Annotated in this window: 22 protein-coding genes; 8 read left to right on the top strand and 14 right to left on the bottom strand. The window is 59.3% G+C overall.

The features are described 5' to 3' along the window. Positions 1-239 precede the first annotated feature (239 nt). The 3 genes from G5221_RS18435 to dusB all read right to left on the bottom strand — a co-directional run bounded on the left by G5221_RS18435 (position 240) and on the right by dusB (position 2522). Entirely contained in the window at positions 240-1121 is an 882-nt protein-coding gene (locus tag G5221_RS18435) for a DMT family transporter (protein WP_266135449.1), read from the bottom strand. Positions 1122-1233: 112 nt separating this feature from the next. After that, the gene (gene fis, locus G5221_RS18430; RefSeq protein ID WP_005309538.1) at positions 1234-1530 is read right to left on the bottom strand and encodes a DNA-binding transcriptional regulator Fis; all 297 of its coding nucleotides are present in this window, start codon (positions 1528-1530) and stop codon (positions 1234-1236) included. 26 nt (positions 1531-1556) lie between these two features. Beyond that, positions 1557-2522, bottom strand: a complete 966-nt coding sequence (dusB, locus tag G5221_RS18425; protein WP_203119965.1) for a tRNA dihydrouridine synthase DusB — start codon at positions 2520-2522, stop codon at positions 1557-1559. A 292-nt stretch (positions 2523-2814) separates the two neighbouring features. Here dusB and G5221_RS18420 point away from each other — a divergent pair, with 292 nt between their 5' ends. The 4 genes from G5221_RS18420 (at position 2815) to G5221_RS18405 (ending at position 7664) form a co-directional block, all read left to right on the top strand. Next, positions 2815-4236, top strand: coding sequence for a TolC family protein (locus tag G5221_RS18420; RefSeq protein ID WP_040065000.1), 1422 nt, complete (start codon positions 2815-2817; stop codon positions 4234-4236). A 73-nt stretch (positions 4237-4309) separates the two neighbouring features. Continuing rightward, the gene (locus tag G5221_RS18415) at positions 4310-5314 is read left to right on the top strand and encodes an HlyD family secretion protein (protein ID WP_080764873.1); all 1005 of its coding nucleotides are present in this window, start codon (positions 4310-4312) and stop codon (positions 5312-5314) included. Next, the gene (locus G5221_RS18410) at positions 5314-6468 is read left to right on the top strand and encodes an ABC transporter permease (RefSeq protein ID WP_266135448.1); all 1155 of its coding nucleotides are present in this window, start codon (positions 5314-5316) and stop codon (positions 6466-6468) included. Before G5221_RS18415 ends, G5221_RS18410 begins: the two co-directional genes overlap by 1 nt. Further along, on the top strand, positions 6468-7664 hold the full coding sequence (locus G5221_RS18405) for an ABC transporter permease (RefSeq protein ID WP_266135447.1): 1197 nt from the start codon (positions 6468-6470) through the stop codon (positions 7662-7664). Before G5221_RS18410 ends, G5221_RS18405 begins: the two co-directional genes overlap by 1 nt. Positions 7665-7773: 109 nt before the next feature. Here G5221_RS18405 and G5221_RS18400 read toward each other — a convergent pair whose 3' ends face one another. From G5221_RS18400 to G5221_RS18390, 3 genes are all read right to left on the bottom strand, one after another. Continuing rightward, the gene (locus G5221_RS18400; protein ID WP_266135446.1) at positions 7774-8409 is read right to left on the bottom strand and encodes an NAD(P)-dependent oxidoreductase; all 636 of its coding nucleotides are present in this window, start codon (positions 8407-8409) and stop codon (positions 7774-7776) included. 133 nt (positions 8410-8542) lie between these two features. Then, the gene (locus G5221_RS18395) at positions 8543-9397 is read right to left on the bottom strand and encodes a DnaA ATPase domain-containing protein (protein ID WP_021231966.1); all 855 of its coding nucleotides are present in this window, start codon (positions 9395-9397) and stop codon (positions 8543-8545) included. Positions 9398-9465: 68 nt separating this feature from the next. Beyond that, a complete protein-coding gene (locus G5221_RS18390; RefSeq protein ID WP_421252551.1) occupies positions 9466-10155 on the bottom strand; it encodes a DnaT-like ssDNA-binding domain-containing protein in 690 nt (229 codons plus the stop codon). A gap of 289 nt (positions 10156-10444) precedes the next feature. Here G5221_RS18390 and G5221_RS18385 point away from each other — a divergent pair, with 289 nt between their 5' ends. Next, the gene (locus tag G5221_RS18385) at positions 10445-11416 is read left to right on the top strand and encodes a response regulator (RefSeq protein ID WP_266135444.1); all 972 of its coding nucleotides are present in this window, start codon (positions 10445-10447) and stop codon (positions 11414-11416) included. 74 nt (positions 11417-11490) lie between these two features. Here the strand turns inward: G5221_RS18385 and G5221_RS18380 are convergent, their stop codons facing one another. The 5 genes from G5221_RS18380 to G5221_RS18360 all read right to left on the bottom strand — a co-directional run bounded on the left by G5221_RS18380 (position 11491) and on the right by G5221_RS18360 (position 18245). Beyond that, entirely contained in the window at positions 11491-12888 is a 1398-nt protein-coding gene (locus G5221_RS18380; RefSeq protein ID WP_047436211.1) for a peptide MFS transporter, read from the bottom strand. Positions 12889-13101: 213 nt separating this feature from the next. Next, the gene (gene galU, locus G5221_RS18375) at positions 13102-14013 is read right to left on the bottom strand and encodes a UTP--glucose-1-phosphate uridylyltransferase GalU (RefSeq protein ID WP_266135443.1); all 912 of its coding nucleotides are present in this window, start codon (positions 14011-14013) and stop codon (positions 13102-13104) included. Between the two features lie 96 nt (positions 14014-14109). Beyond that, on the bottom strand, positions 14110-14430 hold the full coding sequence (locus G5221_RS18370; RefSeq protein ID WP_216952910.1) for a ComEA family DNA-binding protein: 321 nt from the start codon (positions 14428-14430) through the stop codon (positions 14110-14112). A 377-nt stretch (positions 14431-14807) separates the two neighbouring features. Then, a complete protein-coding gene (gene pta / locus G5221_RS18365) occupies positions 14808-16988 on the bottom strand; it encodes a phosphate acetyltransferase (RefSeq protein ID WP_005339119.1) in 2181 nt (726 codons plus the stop codon). 54 nt (positions 16989-17042) lie between these two features. Continuing rightward, a complete protein-coding gene (locus G5221_RS18360; protein ID WP_005349210.1) occupies positions 17043-18245 on the bottom strand; it encodes an acetate kinase in 1203 nt (400 codons plus the stop codon). A gap of 304 nt (positions 18246-18549) precedes the next feature. Here G5221_RS18360 and yfbV point away from each other — a divergent pair, with 304 nt between their 5' ends. Further along, complete coding sequence (gene yfbV / locus G5221_RS18355) at positions 18550-18990, top strand: terminus macrodomain insulation protein YfbV (RefSeq protein WP_005339116.1); 441 nt, start codon at positions 18550-18552, stop codon at positions 18988-18990. A 59-nt stretch (positions 18991-19049) separates the two neighbouring features. Here yfbV and G5221_RS18350 read toward each other — a convergent pair whose 3' ends face one another. The 3 genes from G5221_RS18350 to G5221_RS18340 form a co-directional block, all read right to left on the bottom strand. After that, on the bottom strand, positions 19050-19550 hold the full coding sequence (locus G5221_RS18350) for a YfbU family protein (protein ID WP_005341125.1): 501 nt from the start codon (positions 19548-19550) through the stop codon (positions 19050-19052). 163 nt (positions 19551-19713) lie between these two features. Further along, on the bottom strand, positions 19714-20178 hold the full coding sequence (gene bcp, locus G5221_RS18345; protein WP_005358255.1) for a thioredoxin-dependent thiol peroxidase: 465 nt from the start codon (positions 20176-20178) through the stop codon (positions 19714-19716). 24 nt (positions 20179-20202) lie between these two features. Beyond that, on the bottom strand, positions 20203-20736 hold the full coding sequence (locus G5221_RS18340; RefSeq protein ID WP_216949630.1) for a glycine cleavage system protein R: 534 nt from the start codon (positions 20734-20736) through the stop codon (positions 20203-20205). A gap of 205 nt (positions 20737-20941) precedes the next feature. Here G5221_RS18340 and dapA point away from each other — a divergent pair, with 205 nt between their 5' ends. Together dapA and bamC are read left to right on the top strand one after the other, a co-directional pair. Beyond that, the gene (gene dapA, locus G5221_RS18335) at positions 20942-21829 is read left to right on the top strand and encodes a 4-hydroxy-tetrahydrodipicolinate synthase (protein ID WP_266135442.1); all 888 of its coding nucleotides are present in this window, start codon (positions 20942-20944) and stop codon (positions 21827-21829) included. After that, positions 21822-22949 carry an outer membrane protein assembly factor BamC gene (bamC, locus tag G5221_RS18330; protein WP_005349235.1) on the top strand — a complete coding sequence of 376 codons (1128 nt, stop codon included), beginning with the start codon at positions 21822-21824 and terminating at the stop codon, positions 22947-22949. Before dapA ends, bamC begins: the two co-directional genes overlap by 8 nt. Positions 22950-22991 lie beyond the last annotated feature (42 nt).

Here is a 22991-nt window from a genome sequence, read left to right as displayed (position 1 = left end):
CCCATGTGTGGCCATCGTCAGGATTGTCCAGACCGATGATGGGGGCATCATAGGGAGCTAAGAGGGGCAGGTATGTGACCTTCATCAAGCTGGCCATATGGCATTTTTTCATGGGGTATGCCCTTTAACCCTCTGGATACCAAGGGTTAAATGCCGTTAACAGAACGTCAGCATTGGCAGGACAAGATAAGCAAACAGGAGGGAAATGGGGACACCGCCCAGCAGGGCGGTGACGCGTATCAGGCGGGCGTTTTGAGGCGGGCACTACGCAACAGCAGGGGCAGTTGGTAGAGCACCAGGGCGCCGAGTACCAGTCCGGCACCGGCCAGTTTGGCGCCGCCGAGGGGTTCGCTGTAGAAGAGGGTGCTCAGCAGCAGGGTCCAGACCGGTTCCAGCAGCATCATCAGGGCGGCGTGGGCGGTAGTCATCTTGCTCAATGCGTGGGTGAGCAGCCAGTAGCGTAATGTGGTGGCGATCAAGACGCTCGCTGCAAACCAGCCCCAAATGCCGTGGCTGACTCCTGCCTCGGGCCACTGTTCGGTCAGCAGGGAGAGCAGGGTGCCGAGCAGGCCGGTCATCGCCAGCTGGATGCAGGTGAGCCAGGTGGGGGCAATGGATTGGGCGAAGTGGCGATGGACGGCAAGCTGGATACCGAGGGTGGTGGCCGCCGCCAGAAACCAGAACAGCGAGAGCGACACGCCCCAGTGGGTAGTGCTGGAGAGCAGCAGCAAACCGGCGATGGCGATAGGCAGGGTGAGCCAGTAGTGGCGGCCGGGCTTGGCCCGAAAGGCGGCCCAGGCGGCCAGCGGGGCCATCAGGGTGGCGACGCTCATGACAAAGGCGCCGCTGCCCAGCGCATCGCTCTGGCTGATGGCGGTGACCCACAGCAGCAGGCTGGCACCGAGCAGGGTGCCGCAACCGGCAGCGCGCAGCAGTTGAGCGCGGGTGGGCGGTGGTTCACGCAACCAAGCCAAGGGGAGCAACAGCAGGGCGGCCAGCAGGAAGCGGCTGCCGATAAAGGCGGCAGGGGGCAGTTCGCGGATCGCCTCTTTCGAGAAGAGCCAGCCAGCGGCGGCCAGCAGGGTGACCAGTACCATCAGCAGCAGGGGAGTGCGGTTCATCGGGGTCGTCATGGTGAAATGGAGGGGAGAGCATAAAGGAAAGGCGCCAGGTATTGCTACCTGGCGCCTTTCGCATCTGCCTTGAACCGCCGTCGCGGCTCGCGGCCAGCAATCAGTTCATGCCGTAACGCTTGAGCTTCTTGCGCAGGGTGCCACGGTTGATGCCCATCATCACGGCAGCGCGAGTCTGGTTACCACGGGTGTACTGCATGATCACGTCCAGCATCGGCGCTTCGACTTCGGAGAGAACCATATCGTACAGATCAATCACTTCCTGACCGTTCAACTGGGCCAGGTAGTTACGCAGGGCCTGTTGCACAGAGTCACGCAGGGGGCGCTGGGTCGGCTCGGCAGCGTGATTGTGAGTAGTTGTTACCAATGCATCAGAAGTCAGGGTTTGTTCGAACATATTCGGTCGGCTCTTTAGTTATCTTGTTAACCTAATCCATCGAAATACGCTTCGAGTGCCTCAAGTTGCGCGTCTGCGCAATCCAGGGCATTGAAGTGCTTACGGAATTCTCGGCCCGTCTCTTCTTCATCCAGATACCAGCCCACGTGTTTACGGGCTATGCGCGCTCCCAGATATGCACCATAAAACCGGTGCAGGTTGGTTACATGCTCGTTCATCAGGGTGCGAACCTCTTCCCTCTCGGGAGGCGGCAGCTTGGTGCCCGTCTCAAGAAAATGACGGATTTCCCGGAAAATCCAGGGTCGTCCTTGCGCAGCTCGGCCGATCATCACGGCGTCGACACCGGTATAGTCGAGGACATACCGGGCTTTCTCCGGGCTGTTGATGTCACCATTGGCGACAACAGGAATCGATACGGCCTGCTTAATCGCCCTGATCGTGTCGTACTCCGCTTCGCCCCGGTAGAGGCAGGCACGGGTACGACCATGCACGGCAAGGGCCGCGATACCGCAATCTTCGGCGATTCGGGCGATCTCCACGCCATTGCGGTTATCCGGATCCCATCCTGTGCGGATCTTCAAGGTGACAGGCACCTCCACTGCATCCACCACGGCCTGGCAAATTGCTTTGACCTGATCGGGGGCACGCAGAAGGGCAGAACCTGCCAACTTCTTATTCACTTTTTTTGCCGGACATCCCATGTTGATGTCGACGATCTGTGCGCCCTGCTCCACGTTGTAGCGGGCAGCAAACGCCATCATCTCGGGGTCGGCTCCGGCAATCTGGACCGATCGCAATCCGCCTTCTGCAGAGTGATCCATCCTCATCCGGGTTTTCTGGGTATCCCAGACATCCGGGTTGGCCAGCAGCATCTCGGAAACGGCCATGCCAGCCCCCAATCGCAAACAAAGTTCACGGAATGGTCGGTCAGTTACACCGGCCATGGGAGCCACAATCAAGGGAGTTTCAAGCGTGTGGGGACCTATCTGCATTCCACGGTTACCATCGGCTTAGGGCGGCGTATATTACGCATTTTTTAGGCAGGAGAAAAGGTTAGTATTTGAGCGTCAGCCATTTTTTTCTGAAAAAAACGTCGCGCCAAGGCTTGCAAATTCTGGAGTTATTGAAAAACGGCCAGATTGCCGGAGAGTGAGCGCTGTACCATTCGGGTCGGACGCCTGCATAATTGTCAGTCCACTTGCAGGCTCGCTTTGCGTTATGATAGCGGGCTTAAGTCGAGCAAATGCTCCAAACATTTATGCAACAAAAGCGGATTGGGGATCTATGACGTCAAGGTTCATTAAATCACTCTGGCCGTGTCTGATGGGGGCCGTGCTGGGGTCGGCGCAGGCGCAAACCATCAGTTTCGGCGAAGCCTGGACCCGGGTCATCCAACAGGATGAAGGGCTGGCTGCCGAACAGGCCGGGGTCGATCGGGCCAAGCAGCTGCGCGAGGCTGCCAAATCCATGTATCTGCCCAAGGTCGATGTGGGGGCCAGCTATACCCACCTCGATCAGCCGATGGAACTCGACATGATGGATCTCAACCCCATCGCCAACCATCCGGAGATGATCAAGGCGCTGCAGGGCATACTGGGCCAATTTCCGGTACCTCTTCCCCAACTCTCACATGACGACTTTGTTACTCCGCTGACCAAACAGAATGTCGTGACCAGCTCGGTCAAGATGCTCTGGCCGCTCTTTACCGGCGGTCGCATCGATGCGGCGCAGGATATCCGCCAGGCGCAGGTGAGCGAGGCGCAACAGCTGCTGGTGCTCAAGGAGCAGTCCACTTTCGAGAGCCTCTCCCAGGCCTATTTCGGTGTGGTGCTGGCAGGTCAGGTGGTACAGACCAAGCAGGATATTGAGGACGGGCTGGCCCGCCATCTGGATCACGCCAGGAAGCTCGAAGCGCAGGGGCAGATTGCCAAGGTGGAGCGCCTCTCCGCCCAGTCGGCCTATGATCGGGCCCGCATCGATACCCAGAAGGCGCGCCGCAGTCTCGAGATCGCCGAACTGGCCCTTGGCCGCATGCTGAAGTTGCCAGATGCCCAGCCGGGTAGCGGCCTGTTCGTCAATGAGGAGCTGCCGCGCCTCGAGGGGTTGGTGAGCCAGACCCTGGAGGTGCACCCCGGTCTCAAGCTGCTCACTGCCAAGAAGGAGCAGGCCAAGGGGATGATCCGGGTCGAGCAGGGCAAATATGCCCCCGAGGTGTTCCTGTTCGGCAACTACAACCTCTATGAAGATGATTCACTCGCCTCCAAAACAGCGCCGGACTGGCTGGTGGGGGTGGGGGTCAGCATGCCGCTGGTGAGCCGCGATGGCCGCTCCGAGACGGTGCAGGCCGCCAAGAGCGCCGAGCTGCAGGTCAATCTGCTGCAGGCCAAGACCCGCCAGGACCTGGAGTTGCTGGTAGAGAAGACCTGGCGCGAAGCGGCGCAGGGGCTGGAGGAGTATAAATCCCTCTCTTCCACTCAGGCGTTGGCAGAGGAGAACGTGCTGCTGCGGGACAAAGCCTTCGGGCAGGGGCTCTCTACTTCCCTTGATGTGGTGGATGCCCAGAACCAGCTGGCGGGGGTCAAGACCCAACGTGCGGCGGCGGCCTATCAATATGTGGTGTCGCTGGCCCGCCTGCTGGCGCTCTCCGGCCAGATGAACAGTTTCAATCAATATCAGCACGGTCAGGTGATCGAGGTGAGCTCATGATCGCACTCCAGTCCGTTCTTTTTTCTATCTCTGTTTCGACCGCCAAGGGTCGCCCGTTTGTCGAGGTGAAGTGATGAGCCATCCCCCCATCAAAAAGAAGATGAGCCAGGGTAAACCGCTGTTGTTGCCATTGGCGCTGGTGATCCTGGTGGTCTGGCTCGGCTGGCGTTTCTGGCTCGCCTATCAGCCGGAGCCGGTGCATCTGCAAGGGCAGATTGAAGCGCAGCAGTATTCGGTCTCCTCCAAGGTGCCGGGGCGCATCGACGAGGTGCTGGTGAAAAAGGGTGATCAGCTGACCAAGGATCAACTGGTCTTTACCCTGGCGAGCCCCGAGATTGAGGCCAAGCTGAGCCAGGCCAAGGCCGGTGAAGCGGCGGCGGGAGCGCTGGCGCAGGAGGCGGAGAAGGGGGCGCGAGCCCAGCAGATCGCCGCTGCCAAGGATCAGTGGCAAAAAGCCAAGGCGGCAGCCGCCTTGCGCGGCAAGACCTATGAGCGGGTTGCCAGCCTGCACCGTGACGGCGTGATGCCGCTGCAAAAACGTGATGAGGCCTGGACCGCCTGGCAAGCCGCCCGCTATAGCGAAGGGATGGCATGGCAGCAGTACCAGATGGCGTTGGAAGGGGCGCGGGAAGAGACCAAGATCGCCGCTCGCGAGAAGGCCAAAATGGCGGCGGGTTCCGTGGCCGAGGTTGAGGCTTATCTGGCCGATACCCGCATCGTCAGCCCCCACTCAGGCGAGGTAAGTCAGGTGCTGCTGCGCAGCGGCGAGCTGGCGCCGCAAGGCTTCCCGGTGGTGACCCTGCTCGACATGAGCGATGCCTGGGCCCAGTTCCACGTTCGCGAGGATCTGCTGCCCCGCTTCCCGGTCGGTACCGAGTTCGATGCCCGCATCCCGGGCCTTGGCGATCAGATGGTGCGCTTCAAGGTGACTCATGTGGCCGTGATGGGTGATTTCGCCACCTGGCGCGCCACCGATACCCGTCAGGGTTTCGATATGAAGAGCTTCCAGGTGGAGGCTCGCCCGCTGCAACCGGTTGAGGGGCTGCGGGTTGGCATGAGTGTGCTGGTTGAACTCTGATGGGACGTGAATTTCGGCTGCTGTGGCAGGATCCGTTCAGTCGTGCCCTGATGAGCTGGGTGCCGCTGCTGCTGATGGGGATCCTCTGCTGGATCTTCTCGGCAGGGTTGGCCCGCGACCTCAAGGTAGGGCTGGTGGATCTCGACCACAGCGTGCTCTCGCGCCAGCTCGCCTTCTCGCTGGATGGCTCGGCCGGGCTCAAGGTGGCGCAACAGTTTGACTCCATCGATGCCGGTGCCCACGCCCTGCGCGGTGGCGACATCTATGCGCTGGTGGTGATCCCCAACCATCTGGAGCGGGATGCCCGTCAGGGCACCCAGCCGCAGGTGACGGTGTTCAACAACGGCCAGTTCATCCTGATCGCCAAGCTGGTCAACTCGGCGCTGGCGCAGGTGGTAGGTACCCTTAACGGTCAGGTCGGCGTGCTGGAGGCGATGGCCGATGGCAAGGCGCTGCCCGGCGCACTCGGGCAGTCGGTGCCCATCAGCACTCAGGTAACGGCGCTCTATAACCTCAACTCCAGCTACGCCCAATTTCTGTTGAGTGCCATTCTGCCAGCCGTATGGCAGATCCTGGTGGTGCTGTTCGGCCTCAATGCGCTGGCCCGTACCGATCGGCTGGGGCTGGACTGGACCACGCGCGGTGTCTGGTTTGGTCTCTGGCGCACCCTGCTGCCCCACGTGCTGATTGGCTGGGGCTGGGGGATTGTCTGGACGCTGCTGCTGTTCAAGGGATTCTCATACCCCATGCACGGTAGCTGGCTGGTATTGCTGGTGGGGCTGGGGCTCGCCTCGGCCGCCTGCGTCACCATGGGGGCCTTCTTTTACGGCATCATTCGGGATCCGGCCCGCGCCCTGTCGTTAGCGGGGGCTTACACTGCGCCCGGTTTCGCCTTTATGGGGGTCACCTTTCCGGTGAGTGCCATGGGAGATTTCGCCCGCTTCTGGCGCAGCCTGTTGCCGGTCTCTCACTATGTGGAGCTGCAGATTGGTCAGAGCAACTACGGTCTGCCCCTCTCATCGGCGCTGCCGCAACTGGGGGCGCTGCTGCTGTTCCTGCTCCCCCTGCTGCTGGTGGTACGACGTTACAAGCAGCAGGCCGAGCTGGCCCGTCAATCAGCCGCAGTGGCGGTCGCCGAAAAGGAGCCTGAGTGATGTTGGGATTTGTCGATCTGTTGCGCCTAGAGCTGCGCACCCTGCTGGCGGATCGCGCCATCATGCTGACCCTGTTTGGCGGGGTGATCTTCTACTCGTTTCTCTATCCCCAGCCCTATCTGCATCAGCTGCCGCGGGAAGAGGCGGTGGTGGTGGTCAACGACGATGGCAGTCAGTTGTCCCGTCAGCTGGAGTTTATGGCCGATGCCACGCCGCAGGTAAAGCTGGTGGCGCGAGCCAATTCGCTGGCCGAGGCGCGCCAGCTGATGATGGCCGGGGATGCGAGCGGCATCCTGCACATCCCCAACCACTTCTATCGTGATCTGATGCTGGGCAAGAGCGTCACCCTGAGCTATGCCGGTGATGCCTCCTACTTTCTGGTCTACGGCACCATTGCCGAAGGACTGGCGCAGGCCGGTGGCACTCTCGCCGCGCAGGTGAAGGTGGCGCGGCTGTTGAGCCATGGCGAGGCGCTGCCACAAGCGGCCATGGGCTGGAATGCGGTGGCCCTCAACGTGGTGCCGGTGTTCAACCCAACCATGGGCTATGTGAATTACGTGGTGCCGGCGGTGTTCGTGCTGATCCTCCATCAGGTGTTGCTGATGGGGGCGGGGATCCTGGGGGCGACCCAGAACCAGCGCAGCTGTCGCGGCGAGCACGGTTACTGGCAAAGCGCGCCTGTATTGCCGCTGCTGCTGGCCAGAACCCTGGTGCTGGCGGGGCTGTTCCTGCTGCCGGTGAGCTACTTCCTGGGCTTCTGCTTCGATCACTACAACATCGCCCGTCATGCCGATCCGCTGGAGCTGTGGTTGTTCGCTCTGCCGTTCCTGCTGGCGACCTGCTGGTTCGGGATTGTGTTGGGGGCGATCTTTACCCGGCGCGATCTGCCCACTCAGGTGGTGCTCCTCTCCTCCCTGCCGCTGGTCTTTCTGGCGGGCTTTATCTGGCCGCTGGAGCTGATCCCGGCCCCCCTCAACTGGCTGGCTCAGTGGGTGCCCACTATCCCCGCCATCGAGGGTTTTCTGCGGCTCAACCAGATGGGGGCCGACTTTGCGCAGGTTTCCCGTTACTGGTGGCAACTATGGGGTCTGGCGCTGCTCTACGGCGCGCTGGCCTGCCTGCTGCTGCGTTGGCGGCAGCAGTCATTGCCGGTGGCCAGCCAGCCGATCGTGCAGAGTGAGACGACCGCCGGTTAAGCGGGATAGGGCAAGTGCCCGTGAGATAGCGTGTGCGGTAAAGCGAAAACGGTCAGCCCTTGGGCTGACCGTTTTGTTATGTGGTGGGGTTAAGCGGTTTACTGCTGCTTTAGCCACGCTGGAGTGTGGGATCCCCGATGGCGTAGATCTGCCCCACCGCCGTCTCATCCGCCAGCAGGCGCAGCCCTTGGGCGGCCACATCGGCGCGGCGCACCAGTCCGTGTACCTCCTTGCCCTGACTCAGTTCGGCACGGCTGGTGGCGTCGCCATCCTGCAGGCCCGCAGGGCGCAGAATGGTCCATGCAAGGGAGCTGGTCTGCAGCCAGCTCTCCGCCAGACTCTTGAGACGCACCTCGTGACCGAAGGCGGCGCGTGCCCGCTCCGGCAGATACTGCCAGCTGTCGCCACAGCCGAGGGAGGTGACCAGCAGCAGCCGTTTCAGGCCTGCCTGCTCCATGGCATCGATCACATGTCGGTTGCCCTGATAGTCCACCGGCGCCGTCTGACGGAAGCTGCCGAGGGTAGAGACGACCTGTGCATCTTGCCCTGCACGGACACATGCCTGCTGCACCGCAGCCGGATCCAGCGCATCCCCCTCGATCACCTCAACTCCCAGTGCACTCAGTTCCATGGCCATCTCGGGGCTGCGCACCAGCGCAACGACCCGGTGACCCTGGCTCAGGGCGTGGTGAGTAAAGGCGCGGCCCAGCCCGCGGCTGGCTCCGAAAATCAGTGTGGTTGGCATAGATGAGCTCCCTTGGCAAAAGGGGCTAGCCTAGTGGCTTGTTCGCTTGCTGTAAATGAGAGTTGTTTCTATTTGTGAGCTAGCAGGGAGGAGAGAGTGCGAGCCGCCAGCGACTCGCACTCTTTGAGAGGCATCAGCCGCTGTAGTTGCCGATGCTGGGGCGACGGCTTGGGCCGCTCAGGTGGATATCCACCGGATTGAATGCCTTGATCGCCTCATAGCTGAAATCACCGATCGCCTGATGCAGGCTCTGGGGCGTGTGGTTGGTGATGATGATGACGCTCTTTGACAGGTTGCGACGGCGGCGCAGCAGGTGGCCGAGGAAGCTGGACTGGCTTTCCGCCATTTTGGCGCGGTTGGCCGATACCTCGTCGATGATCAGCAGATCCACCTCTTCCAGTGCGCGGCGGTACTGGTTGCGCTCATCCTGGTCGGGGATGACGTTGAAGAACAGCCGATCGACGATGGAGGCCCACTGCTGGAAGATCACCGATTTCTGGTGACGGGCGATCAGCTCATGCGCCACCGCTCCCGCCAGCGTTGACTTGCCGGTGCCGTAGTCGCCGTAGATCAGCATGCAGCCGCCACCGCTCTTCTCCCAGTGCTCGAAGCCGCTGATAAAGTAACGGGCTGTTTCGATGGGGTATTGCAGCGCCGGGTCACCGGCATCCATCTTGTCGAACACCCAGTCAGGGTTGAGGTCGGCCTGGGCGATCAGCTTCTGGATCCGCTCCTGACGGGCCGCCTTCTGCAGCTCGCGCACCTCGGCGTTGGCCTTGGCGTCGTACTCCTTGCGCAGGGTCTCGTAGTCATACTGGCCGCCACCGGTCTCTTGTTGCAGGCGACGAATGCGTTCCAGCAGGCCACCTACATGACGGCTCAATTCCGGGTCGTGAACACGGTGGTCCTGCTTGGCCTTGGCGATCTTCTGGCGCTTGGCTTCGATCTCTTCCAGCTCCTGGCGCAGGGGATCTTGCGGGTCAGTCATGGAATGCTCCTTCTGCTTGATCAGGGATGGGACAGGGGTCTGATTCTGCCTGCAGCAGGCAGATGGTATCAATCATTATCCGGTGTCTGGGCAGGCATCTGCTGGCTCTCTGCCAGCCGCTTTGCCTCTTCAATCATCTGTTGGGCCCGTTTGCTGGGGCCCGCCTCTGCCGGGGCCGGCGTCACCTGCTGGTAGCCCTGCACCTCCATCGGCTTGCGACGGGTATAGCGGCGGGTCTTGAGGGCGCGAATGAACTTGAGCATCCATTGATGCTGGGAGTCGAACACCTCGGGGCGCCCCAGCCAGTAGGCGATAAACTCCCCCAGATCTTCTTCGCTATAGCTGGCATCGATCACCCCGCACAGACGGGCGAGGGCGGGCAGCTCCTCGTCCGGTCGCCATTGCAGATGCATCTGGAAGGGGCGCTCCGGCAGCGGGCTGCGCAATTTCTGGGTCAGCAGTGGCAATTGGAACGGGCACTGATGGTAGTGCTCACTCTCGGGCTGAGCCTCGACCTGCAGCAGGCCCGCCTCCATCAGTTCATCGAACAGCTCGGTGAGCTGACGGGCATTGACCTGAAACGAGAAGCCGCAGGGATCACCCGGATCGACCACTGCCAGTGCCCGACCCAGCTCGGGATAGTTGAGCCGGGCCGCCTGATTTTCCAGCACCAGTCGGCGCAGCTGCAGGGTATAGAGGCTGCGAGCCGGATGGGACAATCTGGGGTGGGCAAGGGCGCTGTATTCGGCTGGGGTCATGGTCTTCTTCACGAGCTGGAGTGGGGGGCATTATCCCCTATGGTGCTCTCCTGCACAATTCGTCACACTGCAAGTGAGTGCCCTGCATGGTCGGGTGGTGAAAATTGAGCGTACCGCGGAGCGTTGAGCAGGGAGAGCGGGATTGTGTCGATAATCCAGCAGCTTGCACTATTTTGGTATGCAGATTAGCCAATCCGGCTATTTGTGACGCAAGGCACGCGGCATTTCTGCTGATTTAGACTAGTCTTATTACTTAAATAAACAATTGACTCATAAGGTTTTTGTCAACATGCCAAAACCCGGACTGCGGATCCTGGTGGTGGAAGACGAAGCAGTTTTTCGCCATTCGTTAGTGAGTTACCTCGCGCGGGACGGGGCAACGGTCTTTCAGGCCGAAGATGGTATTGAGGGGCTATCGGCGGCGGCCCTCTACCATCCCGATGTGGTGCTCTGCGATCTCAATATGCCCAATATGGATGGCCACGAGGTGATCGCCTGCCTCTCTGCGCGCTATCCCCATATTCCGGTTATCGTCATTTCGGCCCAGAGCACCATGGAGGCGGTCGCCAGCGCCTTGCGTGCCGGTGCGCGGGACTATCTGCTCAAACCCCTCGAGGATTACGCACTGGTCGAGCGCAGTATCGAACTGTGTCTCAACGGCAGCGCCAACCGGGCGCAGCAACTGGAACTGATGGGGCACCTCGACTATTTCAGTGCCCACGACAAGGCGGCCAGCCGCCTGCTGGCGGGGCTCAAGCCGCCGGGCTTGCAGGAATGGGGCCCCTGGCAGGTCACGTTCAAGGGGCTGGGGCAGCTGTTTATTCCAGATACCTTCAAGGTGGAAGACAAGCTGCTGGTGCTGGTGATGGAGCTGCCGATCATGGGGACGGATGCGGCATTTTGTGGGGCACTGGTGCGATCCTTGATGAACGTCCCCTACCGCCAGTTTCAGCAGAACGAGAGCCGGTTGCTGAGCCAGCCGCACCGGCTGCTCGACTACCTCAACCATCAGTTGATGGCGTCCGGGCTTCGCCACTCTTTTGCCATGGCGGCGCTGCTGTTTGATCAGCATGATGGGCTGGTGTTTGCCAACGCAGGGCTCACCTCTCCCCACTGGCTGATGCGCTCCGGCGGCCTACCCCTTGGTCTGATGCGCAGCAGCCACTACGCTCTGCACAAACGCAGCTGGCATGAGCCGTTCGCCCTGCAGTTTCGCAGCGACAGCGGCGGCTCGCTGGATGTGCAGGTTCGTCATCACTGATGCCGCCTGATAAACAGGCTAAAACAAACAGGGCGCCGATGGGCGCCCTGTTTGTTGTTTACAATCCTGACCGTTTAGACGGTGGCGGAGTGCAGTTTCTTCTCTTGAGCTTGCGGCTCTTTGGCCGGGCCTTCGGCACCGTGCATCCAGTAAACCAGGCGGTTGGCCATGGTCAGCAGGATCAGGGCGCTCAGTACCGCCGCCAGGGCGATGCCACCGAAGATGGCGATCGGACCGGCTTCACCCACGAAGGAGCCGATAAAGCCCGCAGCGTAGTTGGCCAGGGCAACGAAGCCAAACCAGGCGCCCATCATCAGGGAAGCCAGACGCAGCGGAGCCAGCTTGGTCACCATGGAGAGGCCGATCGGGGAGAGGCAGAGCTCGCCCAGGGTGTGGAACAGGTATGCGCCAACCAGCCAGAACATGGAGGTCTTGACGGTGTTGTCACCACCTTGCTGCAGCACGGCACCAACCATGAACAGGAAGCCGATAGCCAGGAACAGCAGACCCATGGCGAATTTCACCGGAGAGTTCGGCTCTTTCTTGCCGAGCTTGATCCAGATGGCCGCAACGACCGGTGCCAGGGTGATAATGAAGAAGGGGTTCAGGGACTGGAACCAGGCGGTCGGCACTTCGAAGCTGCCGATCATGCGGTCGGTATACTCCTGGGTGTAGAGGTTCATCAGACCACCGGCCTGCTCGAAACCGGCCCAGAAGATGATGGTGAACAGACCCAGTACCAGAATAACCTTGATGCGATCCACTTCCTGCTTGGTCAGCGGTGCTTTCTGTTCGGTAGTACGCAGGGCGGCTGCGCGCTGGGCGGCAGTGACGCGACCGATGTCACCCAGGAAACGCTGGGCCATGGTGGCCTGGATCACCAGAGAGAGCAGCATACCGATACCGGCGCCGACGAAGGCGGCTTGCCAGCCGTAGGCCGTAGCGGCAGCACCACAGATCACGCCTGCCAGCAGGGAACCCAGGTTGATACCCATGTAGAAGATGGTGAAAGCACCATCACGGCGATGATCGCCCTCTTCATAGAGGTCACCCACCATGGTGGAGATGTTCGGTTTGAACAGGCCGTTACCCACGATCAGCAACGCGAGGCCCGCGTAGAACATGGTGTTGACCATATCCGGGAACATGGCGTGGGGCAGTGCCAGAGTGAACTGACCTGCGGCCATCAGCACGGCACCGATCAGGATGGCGCGACGTTGACCCAGGAAGGTGTCAGCCAGCCAGCCGCCGATCAGCGGAGTGATATAAACCAGACCGGTATAGATACCGTAGAGTTTGAGGGCATCTGCCTGACTCCAGCCCAGACCGCCGTTGGCAGTCAGGTCGGTCAAATAGAGCACCAGCACGGCACGCATGCCGTAATAGGAGAATCTCTCCCACAGTTCGGTACTAAAGAGCAAAAAAAGCCCTTTAGGGTGACCTAAAAAGGTCCCTTTTGACGGGTTATTCATTGGAACTTCCACCTGTGTTTTATATTTTTTTGAGTTTTTTATGCAAGGGCGAGAAACACGCCTCAATCCTTATAGAGCATGTGTGAATAAATTACAACATTATGATTTGCTGAGAGTTTATTTACTCTTGATTGATTTTTTGTTGCAAAAATGAAAAGGGAGCATCATTTGATGCCCCTTAAATACGTCTATAAAAAACAGATTTATCAGCGATTACAACTGCTTGACGAACTGCTTCAGCCAGCCGATGAATTCACCATTTAGCTCGTGATGGCGCACACCATATTCCACATTGGCTTTCATGTAACCGAGCTTGCTGCCGCAATCGTGGCTCTTGCCCTTCATGAAGTAGGCGTTGACTTGCTCCTGCTCCATCAGCATGGCGATGGCGTCAGTCAGCTGGATCTCGTCACCGGCACCGGCCGGGGTTTTCTCCAGCAGCGGCCAGATATTGGAGGAGAGGACATAACGACCCACCACCGCCAGATTGGAGGGGGCTTCGTCACGGGGTGGCTTCTCGACAATGGCCTGCATCGGCAGGGACATCCCCTCGCTCAGGGCCTCGCCCTTGATGTCGGCGATGCCGTACTTGTCCACTTCGCTATCCGGAACCGCTTCCACCATGATCTGGCTGATCTGGTTCTCTTCGAACATATGCACCATCTCGGCCAGGTTGTCTTTTTTCGGGTCGCTGGCCACTTCATCAATCAGCACATCAGGCAGCAGCACGGCAAACGGGTTGTCACCGATCAGCGGGCGGGCACAGAGGACAGCGTGGCCCAGCCCTTTGGCCTCCCCTTGGCGGACGTGCATAATGGTGACGTCTTTCGGGCAGATCTGTTGCACCTCTTCCAGCAGCTGACGCTTGACTCGCTTCTCGAGGGTCGCTTCCAGCTCGAAACTCTTGTCGAAGTGGTTTTCGATGGAGTTCTTGCTCGAGTGGGTGACCAGCACGATCTCTTTGATACCGGCGGCGATGGCTTCGCGCACTACGTACTGGATCAGCGGTTTGTCGACCACCGGCAGCATCTCTTTCGGGATGGCCTTGGTGGCTGGCAGCATACGGGTACCCAGACCGGCTACCGGGAGCACGGCCTTGCGAACTGTCAGAGGAGTCTTTTTCATGGAAAACTATCCAGCGGGATTAAAGTGCGGCCATGATACTCCAAGAAAAATGGGGCAGCCACAGGCTACCCCATTCGTATATGCAGAGCTCGGACGTTATTTGACGATGATCATGTCACGGTTGGCTTCCAGCGTGGCCGGGCCAATGCCATTGACATCTGCCAGCTGATCGACCGAGGTGAACTTTCCCTGTTTTTCCCGATAGTCGACGATGGCTTGTGCCTTCTTGTCACCAATCCCTTTCAGGCTGGTGAGTTCGGCAAGGGTGGCGGTATTGATATTTACCTTCCCGCTCTCAACAGCTGCGGGCGCCGCAGTTGTCTGTTTGGGAACGGTTTTATCGGCCGCCAGCACGGGTTGGTTCAACAGGGGCAAGCAGGCCAGCAACATCACTGCAGAGAGCTTCTTCATCAGCATTTCCATTCCTCCATGATGTGGATATTGCCGAGTGGCACATTGATGAATAGCGTATCGAGTGGGTCTTTTTCACTGCAATTATTGACAGGCTTGTTCCTCCTCCCAATGACTGAAAATTTGCTATAAGCAGTCAGCCTGCGCCGTTATCTATTACCAACCATATGATATTGCATGTCTTTTAAACTCTGTTTCGATCGGGCGTCACGCTGGTTTCCTAGTGTTCTGTCAGCTCCGAACTCCGATAGAACGGATAGCATTATTCTGTTACACGCCAGATTGGTGGAGTTTTTCTCTGGTTGGCAAAAGAGTACCAATAAAAAAAGCTGCTCACCTTGGGTGAGCAGCCTTTGTGATCGGTTTTTTCAGGCGGATGCTGATTAAGCTTGTTCGTCAGCCTGAGCTGCCTGGATACCGGTCAGGGCGATGGTGTAGACGATGTCGTCCACCAGGGCGCCACGGGAGAGGTCGTTGACCGGCTTGCGCATGCCTTGCAGCATCGGGCCGATGGAGACCAGGTCAGCGGAACGCTGTACCGCTTTGTAAGTGGTGTTACCAGTGTTCAGGTCAGGGAAGACGAACACGGTAGCTTTACCAGCAACCGGTGAGTTCGGTGCCTTGGACTTGGCCACGTTCTCCATGATGGCCGCGTCGTACTGCAGCGGGCCGTCGATGATGAGGTCGGGGCGCTTGGCCTTGGCCAGCTCGGTCGCTTCACGCACTTTCTCTACATCGGCACCGGCGCCAGAGGTACCGGTAGAGTAGGAGATCATGGCGACGCGCGGCTCGATACCGAACGCGGCAGCAGAGTCGGCGGACTGGATGGCGATCTCGGCCAGCTGCTCGGCAGTCGGATCCGGGTTGATCGCGCAGTCACCGTAGACCAGCACCTGGTCAGGCAGCAGCATGAAGAAGATGGAGGAGATCAGGGAAGAGCCCGGAGCGGTCTTGATGATCTGCATCGGCGGACGGATGGTGTTAGCAGTGGTGTGCACCGCGCCGGATACCAGGCCGTCAACTTCATTGCGCTCCAGCATCATGGTACCCAGTACCACGTTGTCTTCTAGCTGCTCGCGGGCAACCACTTCGGTCATGCCCTTGTTCTTGCGCAGCTCGACCAGACGCGGCACATAGCGCTCGCGCACAACGGCCGGATCGATGATCTCGACGCGATCGGTCAGAACTACACCCTGCTGTTCGGCAACGCGACGGATCTCTTCCGGGTTACCCAGCAGTACCGGACGGGCAATGCCACGCTCGGCACAGATGGCGGCAGCCTTGATGGTGCGCGGCTCGTCGCCTTCCGGCAGCACGACACGCTTGTTGGCCTGACGGGCCAGCTCGGTCAGCTGATAACGGAACGCCGGCGGGCTCAGGCGACGGGAACGGGTAGAGCTGACGGTCAGCGACTCGATCCAGTGCTTGTCGATGTGGCCAGCGACGTAGTCCTGTACCAGCTCGATACGCTCGCGGTCATCTTCCGGAATATCGACGTTGAAGTTCTGCAGGCTGACGGCGGTCTGCCAGGTGTTGGTGCCGGTCATCATGATCGGCAGGCCGGTGGCCATGGCCTGTTGGCACAGCGCCATGACCTGCGGCTCCGGATGATAGTTACCGGTCAGCAGCAGGGCGCCCAGCTTGACGCCGTTCATGGCGGAGAGGCAGGCGGAGACGATGACGTCGGAGCGGTCGCCGGAGGTCACCAGCAGGCTGCCCGGACGGAAGTGCTCGACCATGTTGTGGATGGAGCGGGCGCAGAAGGTCACGGTCTGCAGGCGACGGCTGTCCAGCTCACCCTTGTGCAGGATCTTGGCGGCCAGATGCTTGGCGAGATCCTTGGCGCGCGGGGCGATCAGCTGGGTGTTCCAGGGGATGCAACCCAGGATGCGCAGCGGGCTCTTGCCGAACACTTGCAGCACTTCCAGGTTGTGGGCAGCATCGGAAGCGTGGTGATGGGCTTCGAACATCTCGGTCAGGTCAGGGCGGGTTACGCCATGCTCGTCAACCGGCGCGCCAACCTTGTTGATCACGCAGCCAACGATGCGGGGGTTGTTGACACCACCGAAGTTGGAGCAGGCCAGCTCAATGCGCTCTTTCAGCTTCTGGCTGGAGTCATGGCCCGGGTGGGTCACGAATACCATGTCAGCGTCCAGCGCCTTGGCGACGTCGTAGTTCAGCTTGTTGGCAAAGGGCTGCTTGTCGGTCGGCACCATACCTTCGACAACCAGCACTTCGGCACCACTGGATTTCACGTGCTCTTCGAAGCGGGCAACGATCTCTTCCAGCAGGATGTCGGTGTTGCTGGAGCTGATCATGTTCTCGGCGTAGGAGAGGGTGAAGGGCTCGGGCGGATTGATGTTGGCAGCAGCGCGGATAACGGCGGTTGAGCGCTCGGCACCGGTTTCACCCGGACGCGGCTGGGCAACCGGTTTGAAGAAGCTGACATTGACACCGTGACGCTCCATGGCGCGAACAACGCCCAGACTCACGGAAGTTACGCCGACACCAGTGCCGACCGGGATAAGCATAATAGTGCGTGCCACTTTATACCCCTTGTTCATTTTTTGGGATCAGGAAAAGGCCGCCCTGTGGGCGGCCTCGAGTTACTGCGTCAATTAAGCGCCGACCAGTTCCAGCGCGTCGTGGGCGATAACCCACTCTTCGTTGGTCGGGATAACCAGGGCCTTGGTAGAACCAGCCTTGGTGATCTCGCCACCCTTGCCGAAACGAGCCTTCAGGTTGGCGTCGTGATCGACGTCAAAGCCCAGCAGACCCAGCTTGTTCAGGGTGATTTCACGGATCGGGGCGGAGTTTTCACCGATACCACCGGTGAAAACAACGGCGTCCAGACGACCGTCCATGGCGGCAGCGTAGGCGCCGATGTACTTGGCCAGGCGATAGCAGTAAACGTCCATAGCACGCTTGGCTTCTTCTTTGCTGTCGTAGTTGTCTTCGACGAAACGACAGTCGGAGGTCACTTCAGTCAGACCCTGCAGGCCGGACTCTTTGGTCAGCATGGTGTTGATATCGGCCACGCTCATGCCCAGCTTGTCGTGCAGGAAGAAGATGATAGCCGGGTCCAGATCACCGGAACGGGTACCCATCACCAGACCTTCCAGCGGGGTCAGGCCCATGGAGGTATCAACGGATTTGCCGTTCTTGATGGCGCAGACGGAACCGCCGTTGCCCAGGTGGCAGTTGATGATGTTCAGCTCTTCAACCGGCTTGTTCAGCTGCTTGGCAGCTTCCAGGCTGATGTAGTAGTGGCTGGTGCCGTGAGCGCCGTAGCGACGGATGCCGTTCTCTTTGTAGAGCTTGTACGGCAGGGCGTACAGGAAGGCTTCTTCCGGCATGGTCTGGTGGAACGCGGTATCGAATACGGCCACGTTCTTGTCAGCCAGCGCCGGGAATACGCGGCGAGCTTCACGGATACCGATCAGGTGAGCCGGGTTGTGCAGCGGTGCGTACGGAACGGCGGCTTCGATGCCGGCAATCACGTCTTCGCAGATGACAACGGAAGAGGTGAAGCGCTCGCCACCGTGAACAACACGGTGACCGATGGCGATCAGGTTCTTGGACAGTTCCGGATTGAGCGGCAGGATCTTGTTGACGATGAAGTCCAGCGCTTCCTGGTGAGCGGCACCCGCGCCCAGATCGGCACTGCCTTTCTCGCCATTCAGTTTCCACTTGATGCGGGCATCGTCGAGGTTGAAGCACTCGGCCAGGCCGGACAGCAGGTCATCACCGGTGGTTGCGTCAATGACGGCAAACTTCAGGGAAGAGCTGCCACAGTTAAGAACAAGAACCAGCTTACTCATGAATAAATCCTATCGCAGATTGGGTTGTGTAGGCGGATGCGTTGGACGCGGTGCGGCCAAAAACTTTCAACTTATCCTTATGAGGGTTGGCAATCTGTTGCTTGCCCCTTGTATAGTGATACAAGACCCGAAATCCAGACGTCCCTGACAGGTCAATAGCAAGAAGCTTTTGACGCAAAAATGGGCGTACAAAGGATAACCCGATTGTTGAAAAATAACAAAGTCATCCTCAACCTTTGTTACTTTGCATCAAATTTTGTCGAGGTTTTGCCGTTAGTACGTTCAAAAAGCGCTCGGAGGTAGTATGAGCATGAACATTTTTGGAACTAAGTTACAGCAAGGCCGCCATTATATGACGCTTTGGCCGCGCCGTCCCGAGCTCAATTCGATGTTTCCTGAAAATCGGGTGATCAAGGCGACCGAGTTCGCCCTCAAGGTGATCCCCGCACTGGCGGTGTTGAGCGTGATGCTGCAGTTCCAGTTTGGCGAGCTGCACTACTGGCCTTCTGTCATCACTTCCGTGCTGTTTCTGCTCAGTTTGCCGCTGCAGGGCTACTACTGGCTCGGCCAGCGTGCCGATACCCGATTGCCCCCGTCGCTGGCGAGCTGGTATCGGGAGATCAACGGCAAGATGAACGAGCAGGGTGGCCGCCGCCAGCTGGTTTCCCAGCCGCGCTATGAAGAGCTGGCCGATACCCTCAAGGCCGCCTTCCAGCAGCTCGATAAATCCTTTCTCTACGAATAACCCGTTTCAGATGCAAAAAGGCGCCAGTGGCGCCTTTTTTGTTGCGGTTGGTATGCGGATCAGGCCGCCAGCACCTTGCGGATCTCCTGGATGGAGAGCTTGTACTGACGTGGACACTGACGCCACACCTGCAGCATCCGCTGGTATTTGTCGCGCATGGCGATGTCGCTGGAGAGCTCGTCGCACGGGCACTTGAGCTCGGGGAAGCGCTTGTCCACCTCCAGCAGGAAGCAGACGTAGTCAGCCAGCTCACGCTCCTGGCTGCGGCTGTAGCCGTTGAACTCCAGCCGACTGGCGTTGATCTCGCCCTGATCGGCTGCATCCAGATTGCCCCATGAGATGGCCAGCGCGTGGTGCAGCTCCAGGGTGTCGATCACCTCTTGGCAGGTTGCCAGATCCAGATGGCCGAAGCTCTTCTCCAGCTCGAGGATCTGCAGGCAGTAGCCGCGCTCGATGATGGTGCTGGCGCGCTGGTAGACGTCCGCTTTCTCCGGATTGAGTTTCGCCAGAATTTCGTACTGGTTGCTCAGGATCAAACGTTCTGTGTTGCTCATGTTCATGGGATATCTCGCTGGAAGATGATTCTGGGGTCACGTTAACCCATATATAAAATGAATTTTTTGATCTGGGCGGGGGAGTTGGTGAGAAAAATCCGCTGGCAAGGGGCGGCTGACCAGACAAAAAAGGCCTGCATGGCAGGCCTTTCAATGACGCAGGGGAGGATTATCCCTTGAGGAAATCCAGTACCACCTGATGGTGATCGCTGGTTTTGAACTTGTCGAAGTGGTGGGCAATCTTGCCCTCTTCATCGATCAGGAAGCTCTGACGGTGAATGCCGTCATACTCCTTGCCCATGAACTTCTTCGGGCCCCAGACGCCAAAGGCATCGGCGACGGCGTGGTCTTCATCGGCCAGCAGGGTGAAGTTGAGCTGGTCCCGCTCTTCGAACTTTTTCAGCCGTTTGGCCGGATCCGGGCTGATGCCAAGCACCACCACATTGAGGGCGGCCAACTCGGCGTTCACATCGCGCAGGCTGCAGGCCTGGGTAGTGCAGCCGGGGGTCATAGCCTTGGGGTAGAAATAGACCAGCACCTTCTTGCCGCGCAGGCCAGCGAGGCTGACCTGATTGCCATTCTGGTCGGGCAGGGAGAAATCGGGGGCGGGGCTGCCAGCTTGTAGTGGTTGCATGGTGTCTCCTCGGGTAAAACGCCCTCAGGCGTGTTTGCGATTGACGGTAAACTCGAACGATTCGGCACCCAGTTGACGACAGAATTCGGCGAAGGCGGTTTGCGAACCTTCCACTTCACCCTCTCTGGCCAGATTGAGCTGAAAACTGATCTTCAGCAGGTTGAACGGCTGCTGCTCCAGGGTCATGGATTGCATCGCCTGAATGTTCCAGCCATGTTCGCTGAAGAACTGGGTGCACTGGCTTACGATGCCAGGCTCGTCGCGGATCAACAGGTCGGCACTGGCGCGGACGTCATACTGCAGGGACTGGTGGCGTTCGGTGCGTTTCATCATGGTGATGAGATCCCACTCCTGGCTACGCAGGGGCAGGCTGATTTCGAGTTGCATCATGCTGTTCCAGTCGCCCGAGAGCAGCATGATAAAGGTAAATTCATTGCCGAAGATGCCAAGGCGGCTGTCCACAATGTTGCAACCACAGCCACTGACGTGGCGGGTCACTTCATTGACGATGCCAGGCCTGTCCGTGCCGATGGCCGTTACGACCAGGTAGTGAGTCATAAATCTTCTCTCGTCCGTTATTTCGTTGCGAAAGCCGCGCTGGCAAGCCAACCCTCCGGCCCTGATGACCACTCCCTGAGGGACGCTGCCGACTTTCGTCCATTACTTTTTGTTCCGGATGGTATCACGGCTTGCCCCCTCTCTCCCTTGTTTTTCAAAGGGGGCAGCTTTACCATTACGCCCCTGAAAATCGGGAGAAAAGTCCATGTTACGCGGTAGTATTGTTGCGCTCGTTACCCCCATGCTGGCTTCAGGTGGGGTCGATTGGGCCAGTCTGGCCAAACTGGTCGACTATCATGTCAGCGCCGGAACCAGCGCCATTGTTGCGGTGGGTACCACAGGGGAATCGGTGACCCTGAGCGAGCAGGAGCATATCGCCGTCGTTGAAAAGACCGTTGAGTATGCCGCCGGACGCATTCCCGTCATCGCCGGTTGCGGCTCCAACAATACTGCCCATGCCATTGAATTGACCAAGCGACTGGCCAAAACCGGCGTGGTGGCGGGCCTCTCGGTGACTCCTTACTACAACAAGCCCACTCAGGAAGGTCTCTATCGCCACTATTGTGCGATCGCCGAGGCTAGTGGTCTGCCCCAAATTCTTTATAATGTGCCCGGTCGCACCTGTTGCGATCTCAAACCGGAGACCGTGGCCCGTCTGGCCAAGGTTCCCGGCATTATCGGTTTGAAAGAGGCAACCGGCGATTTGAGCCGCACCCCGCGGCTGCGCGAGCTGTGCGGGCCGGAGTTTGCTCTCTACAGTGGCGACGATGCCACTGGTTGTGATTTTATGCTGCAAGGTGGCGATGGCGTGATTTCGGTCACCACCAACATTGCAGCGGCCCAGATGGCCGACATGTGTCGTGCTGCGCTGGCCGGTGATGCCGGACAGGCGCATGACATCAACAATCTCTTGATGCCGTTGCACAAGACTCTGTTCTGCGAACCGAGCCCCACCCCGGTGAAATGGGCCTGTGCCCAACTGGGGTTGATTGCAACAGCCACCTTGCGCCTGCCGCTGGTTGACCTCACTCCCGAGGGCGAACAGCTGATGGCGCGAGCACTGACCACAGCGGAGTTGATGGCGAGTGTTTAAATCTAATGGAAAGGGAAATAGAGCCCGTCTGGTGCTGAGCGTTGCGACTGTGGCCGTCTTGGCCGGTTGCAGCACCCCCCAGGATCGCAAAATGGCCAACCGCGACTTCGGTTATGAAGATGCCCGCCTCGAGGGCCGCGCGTTCTTGATCCCCGCAGGATTGAGTGCCCCCACCTTCAACAGCCAGTACGATATTCCGCCGCTTCCCGAGAGCAGCCGTGAAGGTGCCCTCGGCGCCCAGGTCGATGTGCGCCCACCCGCTCAGCTGCTGACCGTGGTACCGGGCAGTCAGGTGGTGCAGAGCGCAACCGAACCGACCGTTGCTTTCTATGCCCTCAGCACCAGCCAGAGCGTGGAGCGCGATACCTGGTCGTTCCTGATGAACTTCCTGGCCAAATACAAGGTCACCACCGAGAAGCTGGATCAGCAGGATGGCGTATTGCAGACCGGCTGGTTTGACAACACGGTCGCTCTCGATGGCTGGGGTGAAGATGACGAAGACTTCAAAATCCGTCAGCGTTACCAGTTCACCGTGCGCAACGATGCCCAGCGCCACGCTGTCAATATGTCGGTCCGGGTACTGGATCACGAAGAGACCATCGACGGCGAGACCAGCAACAAGCTGACCCCTGCCGATGCCCAGCGCTATGCCGCGCGAGTGCTGAACCAGTTCTCTCTCTATTACGACAGCCAGCTGAAAGCCCGCGAGCAGCACAAGTCCAACGATGGCATGGGTCTGCAACTGGGTCTGGACAACAACGAACTGAGCGCCTGGATTGCCGAAGGCTCCTTTGATCAGGTGTGGCGTCGCCTCAACCAGGTACTGCCTGCTTACGGTTTCACCATCAAGGATACCCAGCAGTCACTGGGCTGGATCGACGTCGAGTACGAAGAGCCGGGTGCCGAGTTCTGGAAGGCGAAAGGGAGCGAGCCGTTCAAACTGGAGGAGGAGAAATACCGCTTCCAGCTTGGCGAAATGGCGGGAGGCAAGACCTCCATCACCCTGTTCGACAAGGACAAGAAGCCGGTATCGTCCGGGGTTATTTCCCAGATGTATATCAGCCTGTCCGAGGCGTTCGCCAAGGGGCTGGCCGATCAGGCAGCAGCAAAAGCAGAATAAATTCAGGGGCCTTGTGCCCCTGTTTTGTTATCAAAATCCCCC

Source organism: Aeromonas sp. 602200 (assembly GCF_049173895.1).
GTDB lineage: Bacteria > Pseudomonadota > Gammaproteobacteria > Enterobacterales > Aeromonadaceae > Aeromonas > Aeromonas veronii_A.
The sequence above is the reverse complement of the archived record's forward strand: the minus strand, read 5'-3'. Positions and strand labels throughout refer to the sequence as shown.